This is a genomic window from Microbacterium sp. W1-4-2 (assembly GCF_058349885.2).
This window is the reverse complement of the sequence record NZ_JBYRJC020000004.1, coordinates 59631-78618: the sequence shown is the minus strand read 5'-3', so window position 1 is coordinate 78618 and position 18988 is coordinate 59631. Positions and strand designations below refer to the sequence as shown.

At 71.5% G+C, this 18988-nt stretch carries 13 protein-coding genes; 10 read left to right on the top strand and 3 right to left on the bottom strand.

The features are described from left to right. Positions 1-3 precede the first annotated feature (3 nt). The 3 genes from AC3RX0_RS15660 to AC3RX0_RS15650 form a co-directional block, all read right to left on the bottom strand. The gene (locus tag AC3RX0_RS15660; protein ID WP_491506933.1) at positions 4-1680 is read right to left on the bottom strand and encodes an NAD(P)/FAD-dependent oxidoreductase; all 1677 of its coding nucleotides are present in this window, start codon (positions 1678-1680) and stop codon (positions 4-6) included. Then, entirely contained in the window at positions 1677-3524 is a 1848-nt protein-coding gene (locus AC3RX0_RS15655; protein WP_491506932.1) for a PAS domain S-box protein, read from the bottom strand. The genes AC3RX0_RS15660 and AC3RX0_RS15655 overlap by 4 nt, the downstream gene beginning before the upstream one ends. Positions 3525-3679: 155 nt before the next feature. After that, a complete protein-coding gene (locus AC3RX0_RS15650; RefSeq protein ID WP_491506931.1) occupies positions 3680-4081 on the bottom strand; it encodes a GreA/GreB family elongation factor in 402 nt (133 codons plus the stop codon). 85 nt (positions 4082-4166) lie between these two features. Here AC3RX0_RS15650 and AC3RX0_RS15645 point away from each other — a divergent pair, with 85 nt between their 5' ends. The 10 genes from AC3RX0_RS15645 to AC3RX0_RS15600 all read left to right on the top strand — a co-directional run bounded on the left by AC3RX0_RS15645 (position 4167) and on the right by AC3RX0_RS15600 (position 18980). Next, positions 4167-9119 (top strand): Lhr family ATP-dependent helicase, encoded by a 4953-nt coding sequence (locus AC3RX0_RS15645; RefSeq protein ID WP_491506930.1) that lies wholly within the window; start codon positions 4167-4169, stop codon positions 9117-9119. Next, a complete protein-coding gene (locus tag AC3RX0_RS15640) occupies positions 9112-9885 on the top strand; it encodes a DNA-formamidopyrimidine glycosylase family protein (protein ID WP_491506929.1) in 774 nt (257 codons plus the stop codon). The genes AC3RX0_RS15645 and AC3RX0_RS15640 overlap by 8 nt, the downstream gene beginning before the upstream one ends. Positions 9886-10085: 200 nt before the next feature. Then, positions 10086-11264 (top strand): ABC transporter ATP-binding protein, encoded by a 1179-nt coding sequence (locus AC3RX0_RS15635; RefSeq protein ID WP_491506928.1) that lies wholly within the window; start codon positions 10086-10088, stop codon positions 11262-11264. 27 nt (positions 11265-11291) lie between these two features. After that, on the top strand, positions 11292-12479 hold the full coding sequence (locus tag AC3RX0_RS15630; protein ID WP_491506927.1) for a polyamine ABC transporter substrate-binding protein: 1188 nt from the start codon (positions 11292-11294) through the stop codon (positions 12477-12479). Continuing rightward, positions 12472-13362: an ABC transporter permease gene (locus tag AC3RX0_RS15625; RefSeq protein ID WP_491506926.1), complete on the top strand. Its 891-nt coding sequence runs from the start codon at positions 12472-12474 to the stop codon at positions 13360-13362. The genes AC3RX0_RS15630 and AC3RX0_RS15625 overlap by 8 nt, the downstream gene beginning before the upstream one ends. Next, entirely contained in the window at positions 13359-14312 is a 954-nt protein-coding gene (locus tag AC3RX0_RS15620; protein ID WP_491506925.1) for an ABC transporter permease, read from the top strand. The genes AC3RX0_RS15625 and AC3RX0_RS15620 overlap by 4 nt, the downstream gene beginning before the upstream one ends. 3 nt (positions 14313-14315) lie before the next feature. Continuing rightward, a complete protein-coding gene (locus AC3RX0_RS15615; protein ID WP_491506924.1) occupies positions 14316-15962 on the top strand; it encodes an amidohydrolase in 1647 nt (548 codons plus the stop codon). Positions 15963-16007: 45 nt separating this feature from the next. Continuing rightward, complete coding sequence (locus AC3RX0_RS15610) at positions 16008-17444, top strand: NAD(P)/FAD-dependent oxidoreductase (protein WP_491506923.1); 1437 nt, start codon at positions 16008-16010, stop codon at positions 17442-17444. A 2-nt stretch (positions 17445-17446) separates the two neighbouring features. Beyond that, complete coding sequence (locus AC3RX0_RS15605) at positions 17447-17785, top strand: cupin domain-containing protein (protein ID WP_491506922.1); 339 nt, start codon at positions 17447-17449, stop codon at positions 17783-17785. A gap of 355 nt (positions 17786-18140) precedes the next feature. Next, positions 18141-18980, top strand: a complete 840-nt coding sequence (locus AC3RX0_RS15600; RefSeq protein WP_491506921.1) for an EamA family transporter — start codon at positions 18141-18143, stop codon at positions 18978-18980. The last annotated feature ends 8 nt before the right edge of the window (positions 18981-18988 follow it).

The following is an 18988-nucleotide window of genomic DNA, read 5'->3' as shown; positions in this document are numbered from 1 at the left end:
GGCTCATTCGTGCAGCACGCGGTGCACGAACTGCACCGCGACCGAGCCCTCCCCGACGGCCGAGGCGACCCGCTTGACGGACTGGGCGCGCACGTCGCCCACGGCGAACACCCGCGCCACACTCGTCTCGTACAGGAACGGGTCGCGCTCGCCGTCGGCCGTGCGGTGGCGCTGCGCGCCCAGGGCAGAACCCGTCACGACGAAGCCGCGCTCGTCGCGGACGATCTGGGGCGGCAGCCAGTCGGTGCGCGGCGAGGCACCGATGAAGACGAACAGGGAGCTCGCCGCCAGAGTGCGCACCGCGCCGCCGGCGACGGCATCCACCATCACCTGCTCGAGATGATCTGCACCGGCCACCTCGCGCACGACGGTGCCGCACTCGACCGAGATGTTCGGCAGCGCCTCGATCTGGTCGACCAGGTACTGCGACATCTTCGCTCCGAGCTCGCTCGCACGGCACAGGATCGTCACCGACCGGGCGAACGCCGAGAAGAAGACCGCCGCCTGCCCCGCCGAGTTCGCCCCGCCCACGACGACGATGTCTTCGCCCGTGACGGTGTCGCGCTCGCTCAGGGCCGCGCCATAGTACACACCACGGCCCTCGAGCCGGTCGCTGCCGGGCACGTCCAGGCTCCGGTATGCCACGCCGCACGCGAGGATCAGCGCACCGCAGCTGACCGTCTGCCCGCCGGCCAGCCGCAGCTGCGGGTACGGGCCCGACACGTCGACCGAGGCGACGGTCTGCGGCGCCATCACGTCGACGAGGAACCGGCGTGCCTGCGTGAGGGCGCGACGGGCGAGGTCGGCCCCGGCGATGCCGTTCGGGAATCCCAGATAGTTCTCGATGCGCGACGACTGCCCGGCCTGCCCGCCGGCGACCAGCTGCTCGATGCACACGGTGCGCAGCCCCTCGCTCGCCCCGTACACCGCCGCCGCCAGGCCCGCGGGACCGGCCCCGACGATCGCCAGGTCGAACGTCTGCGCGTCCGACGGGGCCGGATGGCCGAGGGCCGCGGCCAGTTCCGGGATGCCGGGGGCCGACAGCCGCGTGCCGTCGGGCGTGATCACCAGCGGCAGCTCGCCGTCGCCGGCGGCATCGCGCAGCGCCCGCGCCTGCTCGTCGGTGTCGACGTCCAGCCACACCATCGGGATCTGACTGCGCTGCAGGAAGTCCCGCACCCGGTGCGTTGCCTGCGACCAGCGGCTGCCGACCACACGGGTCAGCTGCTGCTTCGGCGGGTGGGCGGCGTGCCAGTCGCCCAGCAGATCGTCGATGACGGGGAACAGCCGCTCTTCGGGCGGATCCCACGGCTTGAGGATGTAGTAGTCCAGGTGCAGCTCGTTGATGGCGCCGATCGCCACGTCGGTGTCGGCGTACGCCGTCAGCAGCACGGTGCGCACGCCCTCGAACAGGCGCGACGCCTCGCGCAGCACGTCGGTGCCCGACAGATCCGGCATGCGCTGATCGCTGACCACGACCGCGACCTCGTCACCGCGCACCGCCAGCTGTCCGAGCGCCTCGACGGCCTGCGGCCCGCCGTCGGCGGTGATCACCCGGTGGTCGTTCCCGTAGCGTCCGCGCAGGTCGGCGCGGACGGCGGCCAGCACGGCCGGGTCGTCGTCGACGGCGAGGATCACGGGACGGCGGACGGCGGATGCCTCGGGCGCTGCGGCGTTCACGCCGGATCTCCCTGGGCTGCGGCATCCTCTTCATGCTCGCCCTGCGATGGCAATGGCAATCGCAGCGGCAGTCGCACCCGGAAGACGGTCCGCCCCGGCTGCGAATCGACGTCGATCGAGCCGCCGCAGCCGCGCACGATGTTGAACGTGATGTTCAGGCCCAGTCCGGTGCCGCGGCCCGGGCCCTTCGTCGTGAAGAACGGGTCGAACACCTTGTCGATCACGTCGTGCGCGATGCCGGGGCCGTTGTCCTCGATCTCGACCTGGACGCCGCCGTCGGCGGCCGCGGTCCGGATCACGAGGCGGCCCTTGCCGCCCATCGCGTCGATCGCGTTGTCGATGAGGTTCGTCCAGACCTGATTCAGCTCGCTGCCGGGCGCTTCGATGTGCGGAACATCTTGGCCGTACTGCCGGTCGACCATGATCCCGCTCTTGAGCTTGGACTGCAGCATGACCAGCGTGCTGTCGAGGCCGTCGTGCACATCGACGTCCTGCACGGGCGCCCGGTCCATGTAGCTGTAGTCCTTCAGCGCACCGACGATCTGCGAGATGCGGTGCGCGCCGTGCCCGATCTGCTCGAGCAGCGCGGCCGTCGAGTACGCGTTCGCGAGCGACGTCAGCACCGTCGGCAGGGCGGACGGAGGGAAGGATGCCGCGATCCCGGCGAGGGTCTCGGGCCGCAGTTCGTGCGCCACGAGGGGACCGGCCAGCGCCCAGGCGTCGTCGACGCCGTGCGCGCTCAGCCACTGCTCGACCTGGTCTTCGAGGTCGCTGCGGGTGAGCGGATCGAGGGCGGCGCCCGGCCCCACCTCGTCGCCGACCGACCGGATGAGTCCGGCCAGTCGCGTCGCCGCGTCGGCGTCGAGGCCTTCGGCGGCCAGAGCGGCAAGGCCCGTGTAGGTGCTGGTGACCGCCTCGCGCAGCTGGGCCGCGCCGCGGCGGGCGGCGGCGGCAGGGTTGTTCAGCTCGTGCGCCATGCCGGCGCTCAGGCGCCCGAGGGTCGCGAGCTTCTCGCTGCGCACGAGCGCGGCCGATCGCTCGGCGACGTCGTGCTCCAGCTCGCGCTGGTAGGCGGCGGCGAGGGCCTCGGCCTTCTTGCGGTCGGTGACGTCGCGGAAGAACGTGTGCGTGGCGACGTACTCCCCATCGCGGAACCGCCCGGTGGCGTTGCCCTCGACCGGGAAGGTCCGCCCGTCCTTGGCGACGAACGTGACCTCGATGTGGTCGAACGACTGCCCGCGCATCAGCTGGGCGATCAGCAGTGAGCAGTGCTCGTGGTCGGCTTCGACGACGATGTCGAACAGGGTCAGCCCGGGGAGCTCCTCGGCGGTGTAGCCCAGATGCTCGTGCCAGGCCCGGTTGACGAACATGAAGTGCGCGTCGGGGGCGATCGACTGCACGATGTCGTGCGACGACTGGATGAGGTCGGCGTAGCGCCGCTCGCTGTCGCCCGCGGCCTGCTCGGCCGAGCGCTGCGGCGTGAGGTCGCGTGCGACGGCGCGGTAGCCCTCTTCGGCGGGCACGCCGATCGCCGTCCACTGCAGCCATCTGGTCGTGCCGTCCGCGGCGACGAACCTGTTCTCGAAGCGGGTCACGTCGCCGCCGCGACGGGCGTGGTCGAGCGCTGCTATCGTCGCGGGCCGGTCATCGGGGTGCACGAAATCGAGCAGCGGGCGCGCCGTCAGCTCTGCGAGCGAACGGCCGAGCAGCGCCTCCCATCCGTCGGAGAGCTCACGGAAGTGACCGTCGAACCCCGCCACGCAGGTCAGGTCGACCGACAGGTTCAGCAGCTGGGCTGCCACTCCTTCGGGCCACCGTTCGAGCCCCAGTCCCGATGCGGCCATCGTCGTCCTCCCCAAAAGACGCGAGACGTCGGAGGAGTGCCGCGGATGCGGCCGCCCCCGTGCGGTCGCTCTGCGACGAGCGGCCGGGCCCGTGACGGCATGCGCCGGAACGGGTCACGCCGATTCTACAAGCAGACGGCGGGGAACGGCGGGGTTCAGGCGAAGGGCGTGGCCGCGACGATCGTGACGGTGAGCGTCGCGCCGTTCGGGGCGGCGAAGCTGACCTCGTCGCCGACGCGGTGCCCGTCGATCGCGGATCCCAGCGGCGAGGTCGGCGAGTACACGTCGATGTCGGCACCGGTCTGCACCAGGTCACGGCTGCCCAGCAGGAACGTCTCGACCGAGTCGTCGCTGTGGAACTTCACCGTGATGCGCATGCCCGGCTCGACGAGTCCGTCGTCGGGTTTCGTGCCCACTTCGGCGTGGCGGATCAGCTCGCGCAGCTCGAGAATGCGCGGCTGTGCGGCCTCGTCAGGGTTCGCGGTGAGCTCGGCGAGCTCGGCTTCGAGGGCCGCGAGGGCGGCCGGGGTCATCCACACGGGTCCTGTCAGGTTCATGACCTGCTCCTTCCCCACTCGGTTGCAGGTGGCAAAGAAGCTCCAGCTTATCCCGGATGTCGCAGGCACCGGCGAAGATGGGAGGGTGAGCGACGTGATGGACCGCTTCGGCGCCGCGACGCGGGAGTGGTTCCGCGGTGCTTTCGCGCGCCCGACCGACGCGCAGCGCGGCGCGTGGGAGGCCATCGCCGCGGGCAAGCACGCGCTCGTGGTCGCCCCGACCGGGTCGGGCAAGACGCTGTCGGCGTTCCTCTGGGCGATCGACCGGGTGTTCCACGATCAGGATGCCGCAGCCCGGGCGAAGACCGAGGTCCCCGAGCGAGACCGCACGGGGACCGGGACGAAGGGTCGGCGCCGCGGCACGCCCCCCGCCGACACGCACCGCACCCGGGTTCTCTACATCTCACCGCTCAAGGCGCTCGGCGTCGACGTCGAGCGCAACCTGCGCTCCCCCCTGGTCGGCATCGCTCAGCAGGCGCGCCGCCTCGGCGTGCCGGTGCCCCAGGTCACCGTGGGCGTCCGTTCCGGCGACACCCCGGCATCCGATCGCCGAAAGCTGCTCACCGACCCGCCCGACATCCTCATCACGACACCCGAGTCGCTGTATCTGATGCTCACGAGTCAGGCGGCCGAGACGCTGCGCGGGGTCGACACCGTGATCGTCGACGAGGTGCACGCGGTCGCGGCCACCAAGCGCGGCGCGCACCTCGCCGTGAGCCTCGAACGCCTCGACGACCTGCTCGAGCGCCCCGCGCAGCGCATCGGCCTGTCGGCGACCGTGCGCCCGATCGACGAGGTCGCCCGGTTCCTCGGCGGGGCAGCCCCGGTCGAGATCGTCGCACCGCGCGCGTCGAAGACGTTCGAGCTGAGCGTGGTCGTGCCCGTCGACGACATGCAGAACCCGCCGCCGACGGCCGGCTCCTCCACCGCACGCCGCTCAACCCTCGACACCACCGACGCCGAATCCACAGGGACTGGGCGAGTCCATAGCCCAGAGCATGTTGATTCGCCGAATCCCTATGGATTGGGCGATCGCGAGGCGGCTCCGGGCGAGGATGCCGCAGCCGACGACGACTGGTTCGCCTCGCCGAGCGAGAACACCGAGATGACCGGGTCGATCTGGCCGCACGTCGAAGAGGCGATCGTCGACCGGGTGCTGCAGAAGCGCTCGACGATCGTGTTCGCGAACTCGCGGCGGCTCGCCGAGCGCCTGACAGGGCGGCTCAACGAGATCTACGCGGACCGGCTGGGGCTCGACGTGCCCGCGCAGACCGTTCCGGCAGCGAAGATGGCGCAGGCGGGATCCACCACGGGGGTCGCCCCGGTGCTGGCGAAGGCCCACCACGGGTCGGTCTCGAAGGAGCAGCGGGCCCAGGTCGAAGACGAGCTCAAGAGCGGCGCACTGCGCTGCGTGGTCGCCACCAGCAGCCTCGAGCTGGGCATCGACATGGGCGCGGTCGACCTCGTGATCCAGGTCGAGGCTCCCCCGTCGGCCGCCTCGGGACTGCAGCGCGTCGGGCGCGCCGGCCACCAGGTCGGCGAGATCAGCAAGGCCGATCTGTTCCCCAAGCACCGTAGTGACGTGCTGCACACCGCGGTGGTCACCGAGCGGATGCTCGCCGGGCAGATCGAGGCGATCGCGGTGCCGCAGAACCCGCTCGACATCCTCGCGCAGCAGACGATCGCCGCGTGCGCACTCGTCCCGCTCGACGTCGAGGGCTGGTACGAGACCGTGCGCCGCAGCGCGCCGTTCCGCACGCTGCCTCGCTCGGCGTACGAGGCGACGCTCGACCTGCTGTCGGGGCGCTTTCCGTCCGACGAGTTCGCCGAGCTGCGCCCGCGGGTCGTGTGGGACCGGGATGCCGGCATCCTCACCGGCCGCCCCGGCTCGCAGCGCATCGCGGTCACCAGCGGCGGAACGATCCCCGACCGCGGCCTGTTCGGCGTGTTCGTCGCAGGCGAGACCGTCGGCGCGCGCGTGGGCGAGCTCGACGAGGAGATGGTCTACGAGTCGCGCGTGAACGACGTGTTCACGCTCGGCACGACGAGCTGGCGGATCGTCGAGATCACGCATGACCGGGTCAACGTCGTGCCCGCGTTCGGGCAGCCCGGCAAGGTGCCGTTCTGGCACGGCGACGGCATCGGCCGGCCCGCCGAGCTCGGCGAGGCGCTCGGGAGGTTCGCGCGGGATGTCGCAGCCGCCCCGCGCGAGAAGGCAGAGGCGCGTCTGACCGAATCGGGGCTGGATGCCCGTGCCATCGCGAACCTGCTCGCCTACCTCGCCGAGCAGCGCGAGGCGACCGGAACGCTGCCGACCGACAAGACGCTGACCGTCGAGCGCTCTCGCGACGAGGTCGGCGACTGGCGCGTCATCCTGCATTCCCCCTACGGCATGCAGGTGCACGCACCGTGGGCGCTCGCGGTGAACGCCCGCATCCGCGAGCGGCTGGGGGTCGACGGGTCGGCGGTCGCCAGCGACGACGGGATCATCGCGCGGATTCCGGATGCCACGGCCGAGCCGCCCGGGGCGGACCTGTTCGTGTTCGAACCCGACGAGATCGACCAGCTCGTCGTCGACGAGGTCGGCGGGTCGGCCCTGTTCGCCTCGCGATTCCGCGAGTGCGCGGCCCGGGCGCTGCTCATGCCCCGCCTGAATCCCGGCCGACGCAGCCCGCTGTGGCAGCAGCGGCAGCGCGCGGCGCAGCTGCTGGAGGTCGCCCGGCGGTACCCGACGTTTCCGATCATCCTCGAGACGCTGCGCGAGGTGCTGCAGGACGTCTACGACCTGCCCGCCCTCTTGCGCGTGATCCGGGCGATCGGCGAGCGCCGGATCCGCCTGGTCGAGGTGACGACGAGCCAGCCCTCGCCGTACGCCCGCGACCTGCTGTTCGGATACGTCGGCGCGTTCATGTACGAGGGCGACTCGCCGCTGGCCGAGCGTCGTGCGGCCGCACTGTCGGTCGACCCCGCGCTGCTGAGCGAGCTGCTGGGCAAGGTCGAGATGCGCGAGCTGCTCGACCCCGACGTGATCGCGCAGTTCGAGCGCGAGGTGCAACGGCTCGACCCCGAGCGCCGTGCGCGCGGCGTGGAGGGGGTGGCCGACCTGCTGCGCGTGCTCGGCCCGCTCGACGCCGCCGAGGTCGCCGCCCGCCTCCAGGACGACCCCCGGTCGTTGAGCGAGGAGGCGCGCAGCGCGACCGAGCCGAAACGGACCGACCAGACAGACGACGTCGTTTCGACTCGCTCCGCTCGCTCAACGAGCGACGCAGACACCGCACGCTCAACGAGCGACGCAGACACCGCACGCTCAACGAGCGAAGCAGACACCGCCCGCTGTGCGACCGCGGCGAAGACCCACCTCGACGAGCTCGTCGCGACGCACCGGGCGATCCCGGTGACGATCGGCGGCGCCGCGCGGGTCGCGGCGATCGAAGACGCCGGGCGGCTGCGCGACGCGCTGGGCGCTGCCCTTCCGGTCGGCATCCCGACGGCGTTCCTCGAGCCGGTGGCCGACCCGCTGGGCGACCTCGTCGCCCGCCACGCCCGCACGCACGGCCCGTTCCGCGCAGAAGCGGTCGCCGAGCGTCTCGGCCTGGGTGTGGCCGTCGCCCGCCACACGTTGCAGCGCCTCGAGGGCCAGGGGCGACTGGCAAGCGGCTTCTTCCTCCCCGAGGCCGCCGGCCGAGCCGATGAGACGGAGTGGTGCGACGCCGAGGTGCTGCGGCGTCTGCGCATGCGCAGCCTCGCGGCGATCCGCGGCAGCGTCGAGCCGGTCTCGCCGCAGGCGTTCGCGCGGTTCCTGCCGGCGTGGCAGCACCTCACCCGGCCGCTCGAGGGCATCGACGGCGTCGCCGCGGTCGTCGAGCAGCTCGCCGGAGTGCCGATCCCCGCGAGCGCGTGGGAATCTCTGATCCTCCCCGCGCGGGTGCGCGATTACTCCCCCGGCATGCTCGACGAGCTGACCGCGACCGGAGAGGTCGTCTGGTCGGGGCACGGAGCGCTGCCAGGACGCGACGGCTGGATCGCGCTGCATCCGACGGACGCGGCATCCCTCACCCTTCCCGACCCGGTCGACGAGCTCGCGCCCGACTCGCTCGAGCAGCGGCTCGTGAACATCCTGGGCGCCGGCGGCGCCTATTTCGCGGGGCAGCTGCGCACGCTCGCCGATGCCGAGAACGAGCAGTCGGTGATCGAGGCGCTGTGGGCGCTGACCTGGGCCGGCCGCGTCACGAACGACACGTTCGCGCCGATCCGCACGCTGTTGGGCGGCGGCTCGCAGGCGCACAAGGTCAGCCGGCGCACCCCCCGCGCGCGCCTCTATCGCGGGATGTCGCTCTCGCGCCCCGCGGCCCCGCCCCGACCGCCCGCCATCGGCGGGCGCTGGTCGCTGCTGCCCGACCCCGAAGACGATCCCGCGATCCGGGCGACCGCGAACGCGAGCCTGCTGCTCGACCGCTACGGCGTCGTCACCCGCGGCTCGGTGCAGGCCGAGCAGACCCCGGGCGGATTCGCGCAGGTGTACCGGATCCTGGCCGGATTCGAAGAGGCCGGGCACTGCCGCCGCGGCTACGTCATCGAGAAGCTCGGGGCCGCGCAGTTCGCGGCATCTGCCACCGTCGACCGGCTGCGCGAGTTCGCAGGACTCGCCGACCCGCCGCCGCGCGATGCGATCACCCTCGCGGCCACCGATCCCGCCAATCCGTATGGCGCGGCCCTCGGCTGGCCCGCGCTCGAGGGCAGCACGCACCGGCCCGGCCGCAAGGCCGGAGCCCTCGTCGTGCTCGTCGACGGCGCGCTCGTGCTCTACCTCGAGCGCGGCGGCAAGACCGCGCTCGCGTTCACCGACGACGACGAGGTGCTGGCTGCGGGATGCCGCAGCCTCGCCGACACGTCGCGCACGCGCCGGCTCGACACGCTCACGATCCAGCAGGTCAACGGCCAGGTCGTGTTCGGCAGCCCGGTCGGGCGCGCCCTGCGCGCGGCGGGCTTCGTCGAGTCGACGCGCGGGCTCACCCTGCGCAAGGCCGCCCATGCCTGAGGGCGACACCGTCTGGCAGACCGCGCACCGGCTGAACGCGGCACTGGCCGGGCGCGAGCTGACCCGGTTCGAGCTGCGTGTGCCGCGTGAGGCGCTGGTCGACCTGACCGGACAGACCGTCCGCGAGGTCGTGCCGCGGGGCAAGCACCTTCTGCACCGCATCGGAGAGTGGACCCTGCACTCGCACCTGAAGATGGAGGGCCTGTGGGTCGTGGTGCGGTCCGGCGCGCGCTGGCCGCGGCCCGCCCACACGGCGCGGGCGATCGTGGGCGCCGCCGGCGTCGAGACCGTCGGGTTCGATCTCGCCGACATCGCCGTCGTGCCCACGTCCGACGAGCAGAAGCTCATCGGCCACCTCGGCCCCGATCCGCTGCAGCCGGACTGGGACCCGACCGAAGCCGCCCGGCGCCTCGCCGGCGACACCCGCCCGGTGCACGTCGCCGTGCTGGATCAGCGCAACCTCGCCGGGCTCGGCAACGAGTACGCGAACGAACTGCTGTTCGTCCGCGGCATCCTGCCGACCACGCCCGCCGCCGACACCGACATCGCAGCGCTCGTCGAGACCGGGGCGCGGATGCTGCGCGCCAACCGGGACCGGCCGATCCGCACGTTCACCGGCGACACCCGCCGCGGGCAGGAGCGCTGGGTGTACGGACGCGAGAGCCGGCCATGCCGCCGATGCGGCACGCTCATCCGGCGCATGGACCTGGGCGCCGACCCGACGCGCGCACGCACGGTGTTCTGGTGCCCGCGCTGCCAGCGCTGAGCTTCATCCTGCGAGGAGCCGACCGACGAGTCCACCGCCGCCGCGGCCGGACAGAGTGTCTGACCGGCCGCGGCGGGTAGGCGAATCCGTCCGTTTCCGGCCCGCTCGTCTTGCTCTGGCGGCGCTGGTTGGATTGAATCTCGGGACGAGGGCGACGCCGCCCGCCCGAGGGCGCAGCGGCCCCGATACGGAGGTCCCAGGTGGCATTGACGACAACGGGCCCGGCAGAAGCCGCCGCACGCACGCTGGACGACGGCACCGTCGTGATCGATCGGGTCACCAAAGCCTACGGCGGACAGGTCGCGGTGGACGATCTGTCGCTGGAGATCCAGGCCGGTGAGTTCCTGAGCCTGCTGGGGCCGTCGGGCTGCGGCAAGACGACGACGCTGCGCATGATCGCCGGGTTCGAGCACCCCGACGCGGGCGACATCCGGATCTCCGGACGCTCCGTCCTGAACCTCCCGCCGTACAGGCGCAACGTCAACACGGTGTTCCAGGCGTACGCCCTGTTCCCGCACATGACCGTCGCCGACAACGTCGCCTACGGCCTGCAGCAGAAGCGCACGCCGAAAGCCGAGATCCGCGAGCGGGTGTCGTCGGCGCTCGACATGGTGCAGATGCGCAGCTTCGCCGACCGCAAGCCCACGCAGCTGTCGGGTGGGCAGCAGCAGCGGGTGGCCCTCGCCCGCGCCCTGGTCAATCGCCCGGCCGTGCTGCTCCTGGACGAGCCCCTGGGGGCCCTGGACCGCAAGCTGCGCGAGGAGATGCAGCTGGAGCTCAAGCTCATCCAGTCGCAGCTGGGCATCACGTTCGTCTTCGTCACCCACGACCAGGGCGAGGCGCTGTCGATGAGCGACCGGATCGCCGTGATGCGCGCGGGCCGGATCGAGCAGCTCGCCGACTCCGACACGATCTACAGCGCCCCGGCCTCGGCGTACGTCGCAGCGTTCGTCGGCCAGCAGAACTTCTTCGACGGGTCGGTCTCGGCCGACGGCCGCGCCATCGAGAGCCCGCACGCGCTGCTGCGACCCGCACAGCCGATCTCGGGCATCGCCCCCGGCATGCGCGCCCGCGCGGCGGTGCGACCGGAGTTCGTCGACATCGCCGCCGAGCGCCCGGCATCCGATGCGAACATCGCCGAAGGCCGGATCATCGGCGTCTCGCACCTGGGCGAGACCATGCAGTTCCTCGTCCAGTTCGGTCGTGAGATGTCGATCATCTCGCGGCGCCCCACCCCCGACGCTCCACGCGTCGCGGTCGGCGCCACCGTGTGGTGCACGTGGCGACCCGAATCGGTGCAGATCTTTCCGGTCGACGACTCGGCCGCCCACGGCGGATTCGTCGAGCCACCCACCACCGCCACCGTCCGCACCCGCTGACGACTCGGCCCCGCGAGAGGAACACCCATGGCTGTACACGACACCGTCCGCGTTCTGGCCGACCAGGGCTCGGCGAACCGCATCGTCTCGGAGATGACGCGACGCGGCTTCTTCTCCCTCGTCGGCGTGGTCGGAGGCACCGCCCTGCTGGCCGCCTGCTCACCCGGTGGCGCCGGCGCCGGCCAGCCCGCGCCGAAGGCCACCGGCGGAAAGCTCGAAGGCTCGCTGTCGATGTACTCGTGGGGCGACTACGACGCCCCCGAGGTGCTGAGCGCGTTCACGAAGCAGCTGGGTCCGAAGCTGACGGTGGACTCGTTCGGATCCAACGAAGAGCTCATCGCGAAGCTCGTCGCCGCCAAGGGCACCGGTGGCTACGACATCATCGTCCCCACCGGCGTGTACATCCCGCAGATGGTCCAGAACAAGCTGCTGATGAAGCTCAACAAGGACCTCATCCCGAACCTGAAGCACATGGACCCCGCCTACCTCGGTCGCGACTGGGACAAGAACAACGACTACTCGATCTGCAAGGCCTGGGGCACGACCGGCTTCGTGTATGACAAGACCCAGATCAAGCGCGAGCTGAAGACGTGGAACGACTTCCTCGACTGCGCTCAGAACGAGGCCAGCGGCAAGACCAGCGTGCTCGACGACCCGGCCGAGATCACCGGCATGTACTACTGGGCGAACGGGATCGACTGGAACACCACCGACAACGCCGAGATCGACAAGTGCGAGGAATTCATCGTCAAGAAGCTCGCACCGCACATCGCCGCGTTCGACTCCTACCCCGGCAGCGGCGCGATCCCGCAGAGCGCCCACACGCTCATCGAGGTGTGGAACGGCGACGCACGCCAGGGCATCCTCAACTCCGACCAGCCCGACAAGTGGCAGTGGGTGCTCGGCTCGCCCACCACCGAGCTGTGGATGGACAACTGGGCGATCTCGTCCACCGCCCCGCATCCCGAAGCCGCGCACGCGTTCATCAACTTCGTGCTCACGCCTGAGAACCAGATCAAGAACGTCGACTACATCGGCTACCACACCGGCGCGAAGGACATCGAGGCCACCGCCCGCAAGGAGGGGCTCGAGATGCTCGACCTGGTCTTCTTCACGCCCGACCAGCTGGCGACGATGAAGGACGGCGCGGTCAACGAGGCGCAGACGCGCACCGTCGACATCTACAACAAGGCGAAGGCCGCAGCCGGTGCGTAGGGCGCGCCTGCCCGGCTTCGTCCTGGCGGTACCGGCGTGGCTGTGGCTGCTGGCGTTCTTCGTCGCGCCCGTGCTCGTGGTCTTCTGGTACAGCTTCGGCTACAAGCCGGGACTGTTCGGCACCCACGCCAACGACAGGCTGTCGCTGGACCGGTACGCCGAGGTGCTCACGCCGACCTTCTTCGACACGTTCTGGAACACCCTGTGGATCGGCGTCGCCGGCACGCTGCTGTGCTTCGTCATCGGCGCGCCGGTCGCGTACTGGATGGCCCTGAAGGCCCCCGCACGCATGAAGGGCCTGCTGCTGGCGCTCGTGCTCGTGCCGTTCTGGACGAACTTCCTCGTGCGCACGATCGGCTGGATGGTGGTGCTCTCGCCCGAGGGCTGGATCTCGCACGCCATGCAGGCGATCGGGCTCGCTCCGCTCGACATCCTCTACACCCGCCCGGCGGTGCTGTTCGGAGTCGTCTACAACTATCTGCCGCTGATGATCCTGCCGCTGTTCGTGGCGTTCGACCGCGTCGAGCTGTCGGTGCGCGAGGCATCCAAGGACCTCGGCGCCGACCGCTGGCGCACGTTCGCCCGCATCACGTTCCCGCTGGCCCGGCCCGGCATCGTCGTGGGCGCACTGCTGGTCTACATCCCGCTGATGGGCGACTACATCACCGCGACCGTGCTGGGCGGCGCGAAGGGAAACATGGTGGGCCAGCTCGTGGCATCCCAGTTCCAGACCGCGCAGAACTGGGCGCTGGGCTCGGCGATGGCGGTGATGCTGATCCTCATCACGCTCGCCTCGGTCGCCGTGTTCGCGTGTCTGCTGTGGCTCGTGTCGCTGCCGTTCCGCCTGCGCAATCGCATCACCGTCGAGGAGTTCGCGTCATGACGCCCGTCGAGCCCGGACTGGGCACCCTGCCCTCGCTGGCCGTCGATCTCGAGGAGGGCGTCGAGGCCGCGCAGTCCGCCGCCGACCGCCCGGCCCCGCCGCAGCACCGGCAGCGGCGGCCGCTGAGCGATCGGCTGCTGACCGCGTGGAGCGTGCTGGTCTACGTCTTCCTGTTCACTCCGATCCTCGTGATCGTCATCTACTCGTTCAACAACGGCCGGCTGCTCGTCGCGTTCGACAGCTTCGGCATCGACGGTTATCTCGCGCTGTTCCGCAAACCCGCGATCGCCGACGCCGTCATGGTCTCGGTGCGCACCGGCGCGATCGCGGCGGTGCTCGCGTCGCTGCTGGGCACCCTCGCGGGCATCGCGCTGGCCCGCCGGCCAGGCAAGTGGACGCTCTGGTTCGTCGGGATGCTGCTGCTGGTGGCCGTCACGCCCGAGATCGTCGACGCCGTGTCGCTGCTGCCGTGGCTCGTGTTCCTCGGTCAGGACATGGGGATGTCGTTCTTCAACAACGGCATCTTCCGTCTCGTGATCGGCCACTCGCTGTTCTCGGTGGCCGTGGTCACCTACATCGTGCGGGCGCGCCTGGTCGGGCTGCCCGCGAACCTCGAAGAGGCCTCGGCCGACCTGTACGCGACGCCGCTGCGCACCTTCCGCAAGGTGACGCTGCCGCTGGCGATGCCGGCCGTGCTGGCCGGCCTCCTGCTCTCGTTCACGTTCAGCCTCGACAACACGATCGTCTCGGCGTTCGTGCAGGTGTCGGGCTCGACGCCGTGGCCGGTGTACGTGCTCAGCTCGCTGCGCAGCGGGCTGCGTCCCGAGATCGCCGGCGTGTCCACGATCATGCTCGTGGTGACCCTGCTCGCGCTGTCGGTGGTCGCGATCGTCCTGAAGCGGGCGGGCGACTCGGCGGCCGACATCGCCCGCACGATGGCCGGAGGCTGACCCATGACCCACGCTGATCTCGTCTTCACGGGCGGGCCGGTCTTCACCGCCACGACCGTGCGCTCTCGCGCCACCGCGGTGGCCGTCTCGGGCGGCCGCATCGTCGCGGTCGGTCATGACCTCAGCGACCTGGTCGGACCGCGCACCGAGGTGGTCGACCTGCGGGGCAGGATGCTGGTGCCCGGCTTTCAGGACGCGCACGTGCACGCCCTGTGGGGCGGCCTGGACATCCTGCGCTGCGACCTGTCGCCGTACTCGACGCAGCCGGAGTATCTCGAGGCGCTCGGCGCGTACGCCGCCGCGCATCTCGACGACGCCTGGGTGCTCGGCGGCGGATGGGCGATGTCGGCGTTCCCCGGCGGCACGCCGACCGCCGCCGCCCTCGACACCGTCGTGCCCGACCGGCCGGCGTTCCTGCCCAACCGCGACGGACACGGCGCGTGGGTGAACTCGGTGGCGCTGCGCCTGGCGGGCATCGATCGCGACACCCCCGACCCCGCAGACGGGCGCATCGAGCGCGACGCCGACGGCATCCCGACCGGTACGCTGCACGAGGGTGCGATGACGCTCGTGAACCGCCTGCTGCCGACCGAGCCACCCGAACGGCTGGTCGAGGCGCTGCTCGAGGGCCAGCGCTATCTGCACTCCTACGGCGTCACCGCCTGGCAGGACGCGATCGTCGGCTCGTACGGCGATGCCGGCGACCCGGGCCCCGCATACGTCACCGCCGGCACCGACGGGCGTCTCACCGCCCGGGTGGTCGGCGCCCTGTGGTGGGACCGCACGGCGGGCCTCGAGCAGATCCCGTCGCTCCTCGAGCGCCGCGACCGCTACCGCGCCGGGCGCTTCGCCGCCACCAGCATCAAGGTCATGCAGGACGGCGTGGCCGAGAACTTCACGGCCGCGATGCTCGAGCCTTACTGCGACGGGCACGGGCACCCGACCGACAACTCGGGCATCTCGTTCGTCGACCCTGAGATCCTGAACGCGGCCGTGCCGCAGCTGGACGCCCTCGGCTTCCAGGTGCACTTCCACGCGATCGGCGACCGTGCCGTGCGGCAGTGCCTGGATGCCGTGGCCCACGCGGTGCGGCGCAACGGTCGCAACGACAACCGGCATCACATCGCCCATCTGCAGGTCGTGCACCCCGACGACATCCGGCGATTCCGTGAGCTCGGCGTCGCGGCGAACATGCAGTCGCTGTGGGCGACGCTCGAGCCGCAGATGGTCGAGCTCACCCTGCCGTTCCTCGGCGAGCAGCGCTCGGCGTGGCAGTACCCGTTCGGCGACCTGCTGCGCGCGGGCACGGTGCTGGCGGCCGGCAGCGACTGGTCGGTCTCGAGTCCGAACCCGCTCGCCGCGATCCACACCGCGGTGAACCGCACCGCCGCGCCCGACTACGCGGAGGGCGAGTACGACGCGTTCCTGCCCGAGCAGGCGATCGACCTCGGCACGTCGCTGGTCGCCTACACGGCCGGGTCGGCGTGGGTGAACCATCTGGACGCCACGACCGGGACGATCGAAGAGGGCAAGCTGGCCGACCTGGTGGTGCTCGACCGCGACCCGTTCGCCGGCCCCGCCGACGAGATCGGCGCGACGACCGTCCAGCAGACGTTCGTCGAGGGCGAGCGCGTGTACGCGGCGCCTTAGCGGCGCACCCGCCCGCCCCACCACCTCGAACAGGAAGTGATACCCGTGGGAACCACGGTCTTCGAACGGCACCGTCCCTCGCCCTCCGTCGTCGACCACGCCCTGGCCGGCACCGCGCACGCCGTGTTCTGGCGCGACGACCTGCCGGCGCAGCTGAAGCCCGACCGCGGGGCGCTGACGAGCGCCGTCACCGCCGACCTCGTGATCGTCGGCGGCGGCTACACCGGGCTGTGGACCGCGCTGCTGGCCACCGAACGCATGCCCGATGCCCGCATCGTGCTGGTCGAGGCGCAGCGCGTCGGGTGGGCCGCCTCCGGCCGCAACGGCGGCTTCTGCGAAGCGAGCCTCACGCACGGGCGCGAGAACGGGCTGTCGCGCTGGCCCGACGAGATGCCTGTGCTCGACCGGCTCGGGATGCAGAACCTCGACGCGATCGAAGCGGCCCAGGCGCGGTACGGCATGGACTTCCACTTCGAGCGCACCGGCGAGCTCTCCCCCGCCCTCGAGCCGCACCAAGTCGCGTGGCTCGAGGAGTGGCGGGACGAGGCATCCGATCACGAAGACCTGGTGTATCTGGATCAGGATGCCGTGCGCGCCGAGGTGGACTCGCCCACGTTCCTCGCCGGGATCTGGGAGAAGCGGGCGTGCGGCATGCTGCACCCCGCCCGCCTCGCCGCCGAGCTCGCCCGCGTCGCCGAAGAGCGCGGCGTGCAGATCTTCGAGCGCTCGCGTGTGCGCGATCTGCGCACCGATGCCGGCGGGGTGCGGGTGATCACCGAACGCGGCAGCGTGAGCGCCGAACGCGCCGTGCTCGCCACGAACGTGTTCCCGTCACTGCTGTCGCGCAACCGCCTGATGACCGTTCCGGTGTACGACTACGTGCTGATGACCGAACCGCTGACCGGCGAGCAGCTCGCCGCGATCGGCTGGCGCAACCGCCAGGGCCTCGGCGACATGGCCAACCAGTTCCACTACTACCGGCTCTCGAGAGACAACCGCATCCTGTTCGGCGGCTACGACGCCGTGTACCACTACGGCCGCAAGGTGCGCGATCGCTACGAGAACCGGCCCGAGACGTGGCGCCGGCTCGCGAGCCACTTCTTCACGACCTTCCCGCAGCTCGAGGGCCTGCGCTTCTCGCACCAGTGGGCGGGGGCGATCGACACGAGTACGCAGTTCACGGCGTTCTTCGGCACTGCGCGCCGCGGACGGGTCGCCTACGCCGCCGGGTTCACCGGGCTCGGCGTCGGCTCGACCCGGTTCGCCGGCGAGGTCATGCTCGACCTGCTCGACGGCGCGCGCACCGAGCGCACGTCGCTCGAGATGGTGCGCAAGCGCCCGCTGCCGTTCCCGCCCGAACCTGCCGCCGCGATCGGCATCAACGCGACCCGCTGGTCGCTGGACCGCGCCGACCATCGCGAAGGCCGGCGTAACCTGCTGCTGAAGACGCTGGATGCCATGGGATTGGGGTTCGACTCATGAGAATGGATGCCGGAGCCGCCGTCGTCGCGGCATCCCTCGTCATCGACGACGAGCCGATCGACGCCGCCCACGTGCGCACCGGATCGCCGCGCACCGGCTTCGTCGACCTGGACGACGCCGACGGGCGCACGATCGGCGTGTGGGAGCACTCGCCCGGGACCTCGACCGACGTGGAATCGGACGAGGTGTTCGTCGTGGTCGCCGGCACCGGGCTGCTCGAGTTCACCGAGCCGGCGCTGCCGCCCGTCGAGCTGCGTCCGGGCACCATCGTGCGCCTGGCCGAGGGGATGCACACCGTCTGGACCGTGCGCGAGACCCTCCGCAAGGTCTACATCGCCTGATGCGCCCGGTCGCTCGGCGAGAGTCCGCGACCCGACGAACGGCCCGGCCTCTCGCCCTGACCGCCCTCGCTCGAGGCGAGGGGATCTCACCGAGCGAGGGCCGGCGTCGCGCTTTCGCCCCTCGTTTCGTCAGATCTCCTCGCGTCAAGCGAGGACGGGCTGCGCCGACGGGGGTACTCGGCGCTCGAACACCGCCCGGCCGCCGATTGGTGTGTTCACAACTCATCCACTCCGCAGCCTGCAGCGGCCGGCAGCGGGGCGGAGCCGCGGAAACACGCGGCAGATGTGCACGCACCCCGATGGATTGGATGAGTTCTGAACCGGGCCCGCCGCCGCTGCCCGATAAGCTCGGCCCGTGGGGGTGCTGCTGAGTCTGGTCGCGGCCGTCTGCTACGGCACGTCCGACTTCGCGGCCGGCATCGGCGGGCGCCGCGGCGACGCGGGCGCGGTCGCGATCGTCGCGCAGCCGCTGACCTTGTTCGCCGCCGTGGCGGCGGTGCTGATCGCCGCGCCGCCCGCCCCCACCGCGCACGCCCTCTGGTGGGGCGCGGCCGCCGGCATCGGCAGCGGCATCGGCACCCTCGCCCTCTACCGGGGCCTGGCCACGGCCCGCATGAGCGTGGTCGCGCCGCTGTCGGGCGTGCTCACCGCCGCCATCCCGGTCGTGGTCGGCGCCCTGCTGGGCGACCGCCTGCCGTGGCTGGCGTGGGTCGGCGTCGCGATCGCCGTGCCCGCGGCGCTGCTCGTGTCGCTGCATCCCGGCGCCGACGGCCGTGCCCGGCACAGCGGCGTGACCGAGGGCATCATCGCCGGCATCGGCTTCGCCGTGCTGTTCATCGCCCTGGCACAGTCGGGGACGGATGCCGGAGCCTGGCCGCTCGTTCCCACCCAGGCCGTATCAGTGGTCGTGGTCGTTGCCGCGGCGATCCCGCGCACCCGCCGCCCGGCCCGCGAAGCGTGGATCCCCTCGGTGCGGCCGGGACTGCTTTCGGGCGTGCTCGGCGGCGGGGCCGCGCTCGCGTACCTCTTCGCGACCGGGTTCGGCCAGCTCGCCGTCGTCGCGGTGATCACGGCGCTCTACCCCGCCGTCACGGTGCTGATGGCCCGCTTCATCGAGCACGAGCGCTGGGCACGCCTGCAGCTGGTCGGCCTCGTCTGCGCGATCGCGGCCGTCGTCCTGATCGGAATCGGCTGAGCCCCGGC

Bases quoted from the DNA above. Each gene is read 5' to 3' on its own strand.
- AC3RX0_RS15655 (WP_491506932.1), bottom strand. From the start codon at position 3,524: ATGGCCGCATCGGGACTGGGGCTCGAACGGTGGCCCGAAGGAGTGGCA.
- AC3RX0_RS15650 (WP_491506931.1), bottom strand. From the start codon at position 4,081: ATGAACCTGACAGGACCCGTGTGGATGACCCCGGCCGCCCTCGCGGCC.
- AC3RX0_RS15640 (WP_491506929.1), top strand. From the start codon at position 9,112: ATGCCTGAGGGCGACACCGTCTGGCAGACCGCGCACCGGCTGAACGCG.
- AC3RX0_RS15630 (WP_491506927.1), top strand. From the start codon at position 11,292: ATGGCTGTACACGACACCGTCCGCGTTCTGGCCGACCAGGGCTCGGCG.
- AC3RX0_RS15620 (WP_491506925.1), top strand. From the start codon at position 13,359: ATGACGCCCGTCGAGCCCGGACTGGGCACCCTGCCCTCGCTGGCCGTC.
- AC3RX0_RS15615 (WP_491506924.1), top strand. From the start codon at position 14,316: ATGACCCACGCTGATCTCGTCTTCACGGGCGGGCCGGTCTTCACCGCC.
- AC3RX0_RS15605 (WP_491506922.1), top strand. From the start codon at position 17,447: ATGGATGCCGGAGCCGCCGTCGTCGCGGCATCCCTCGTCATCGACGAC.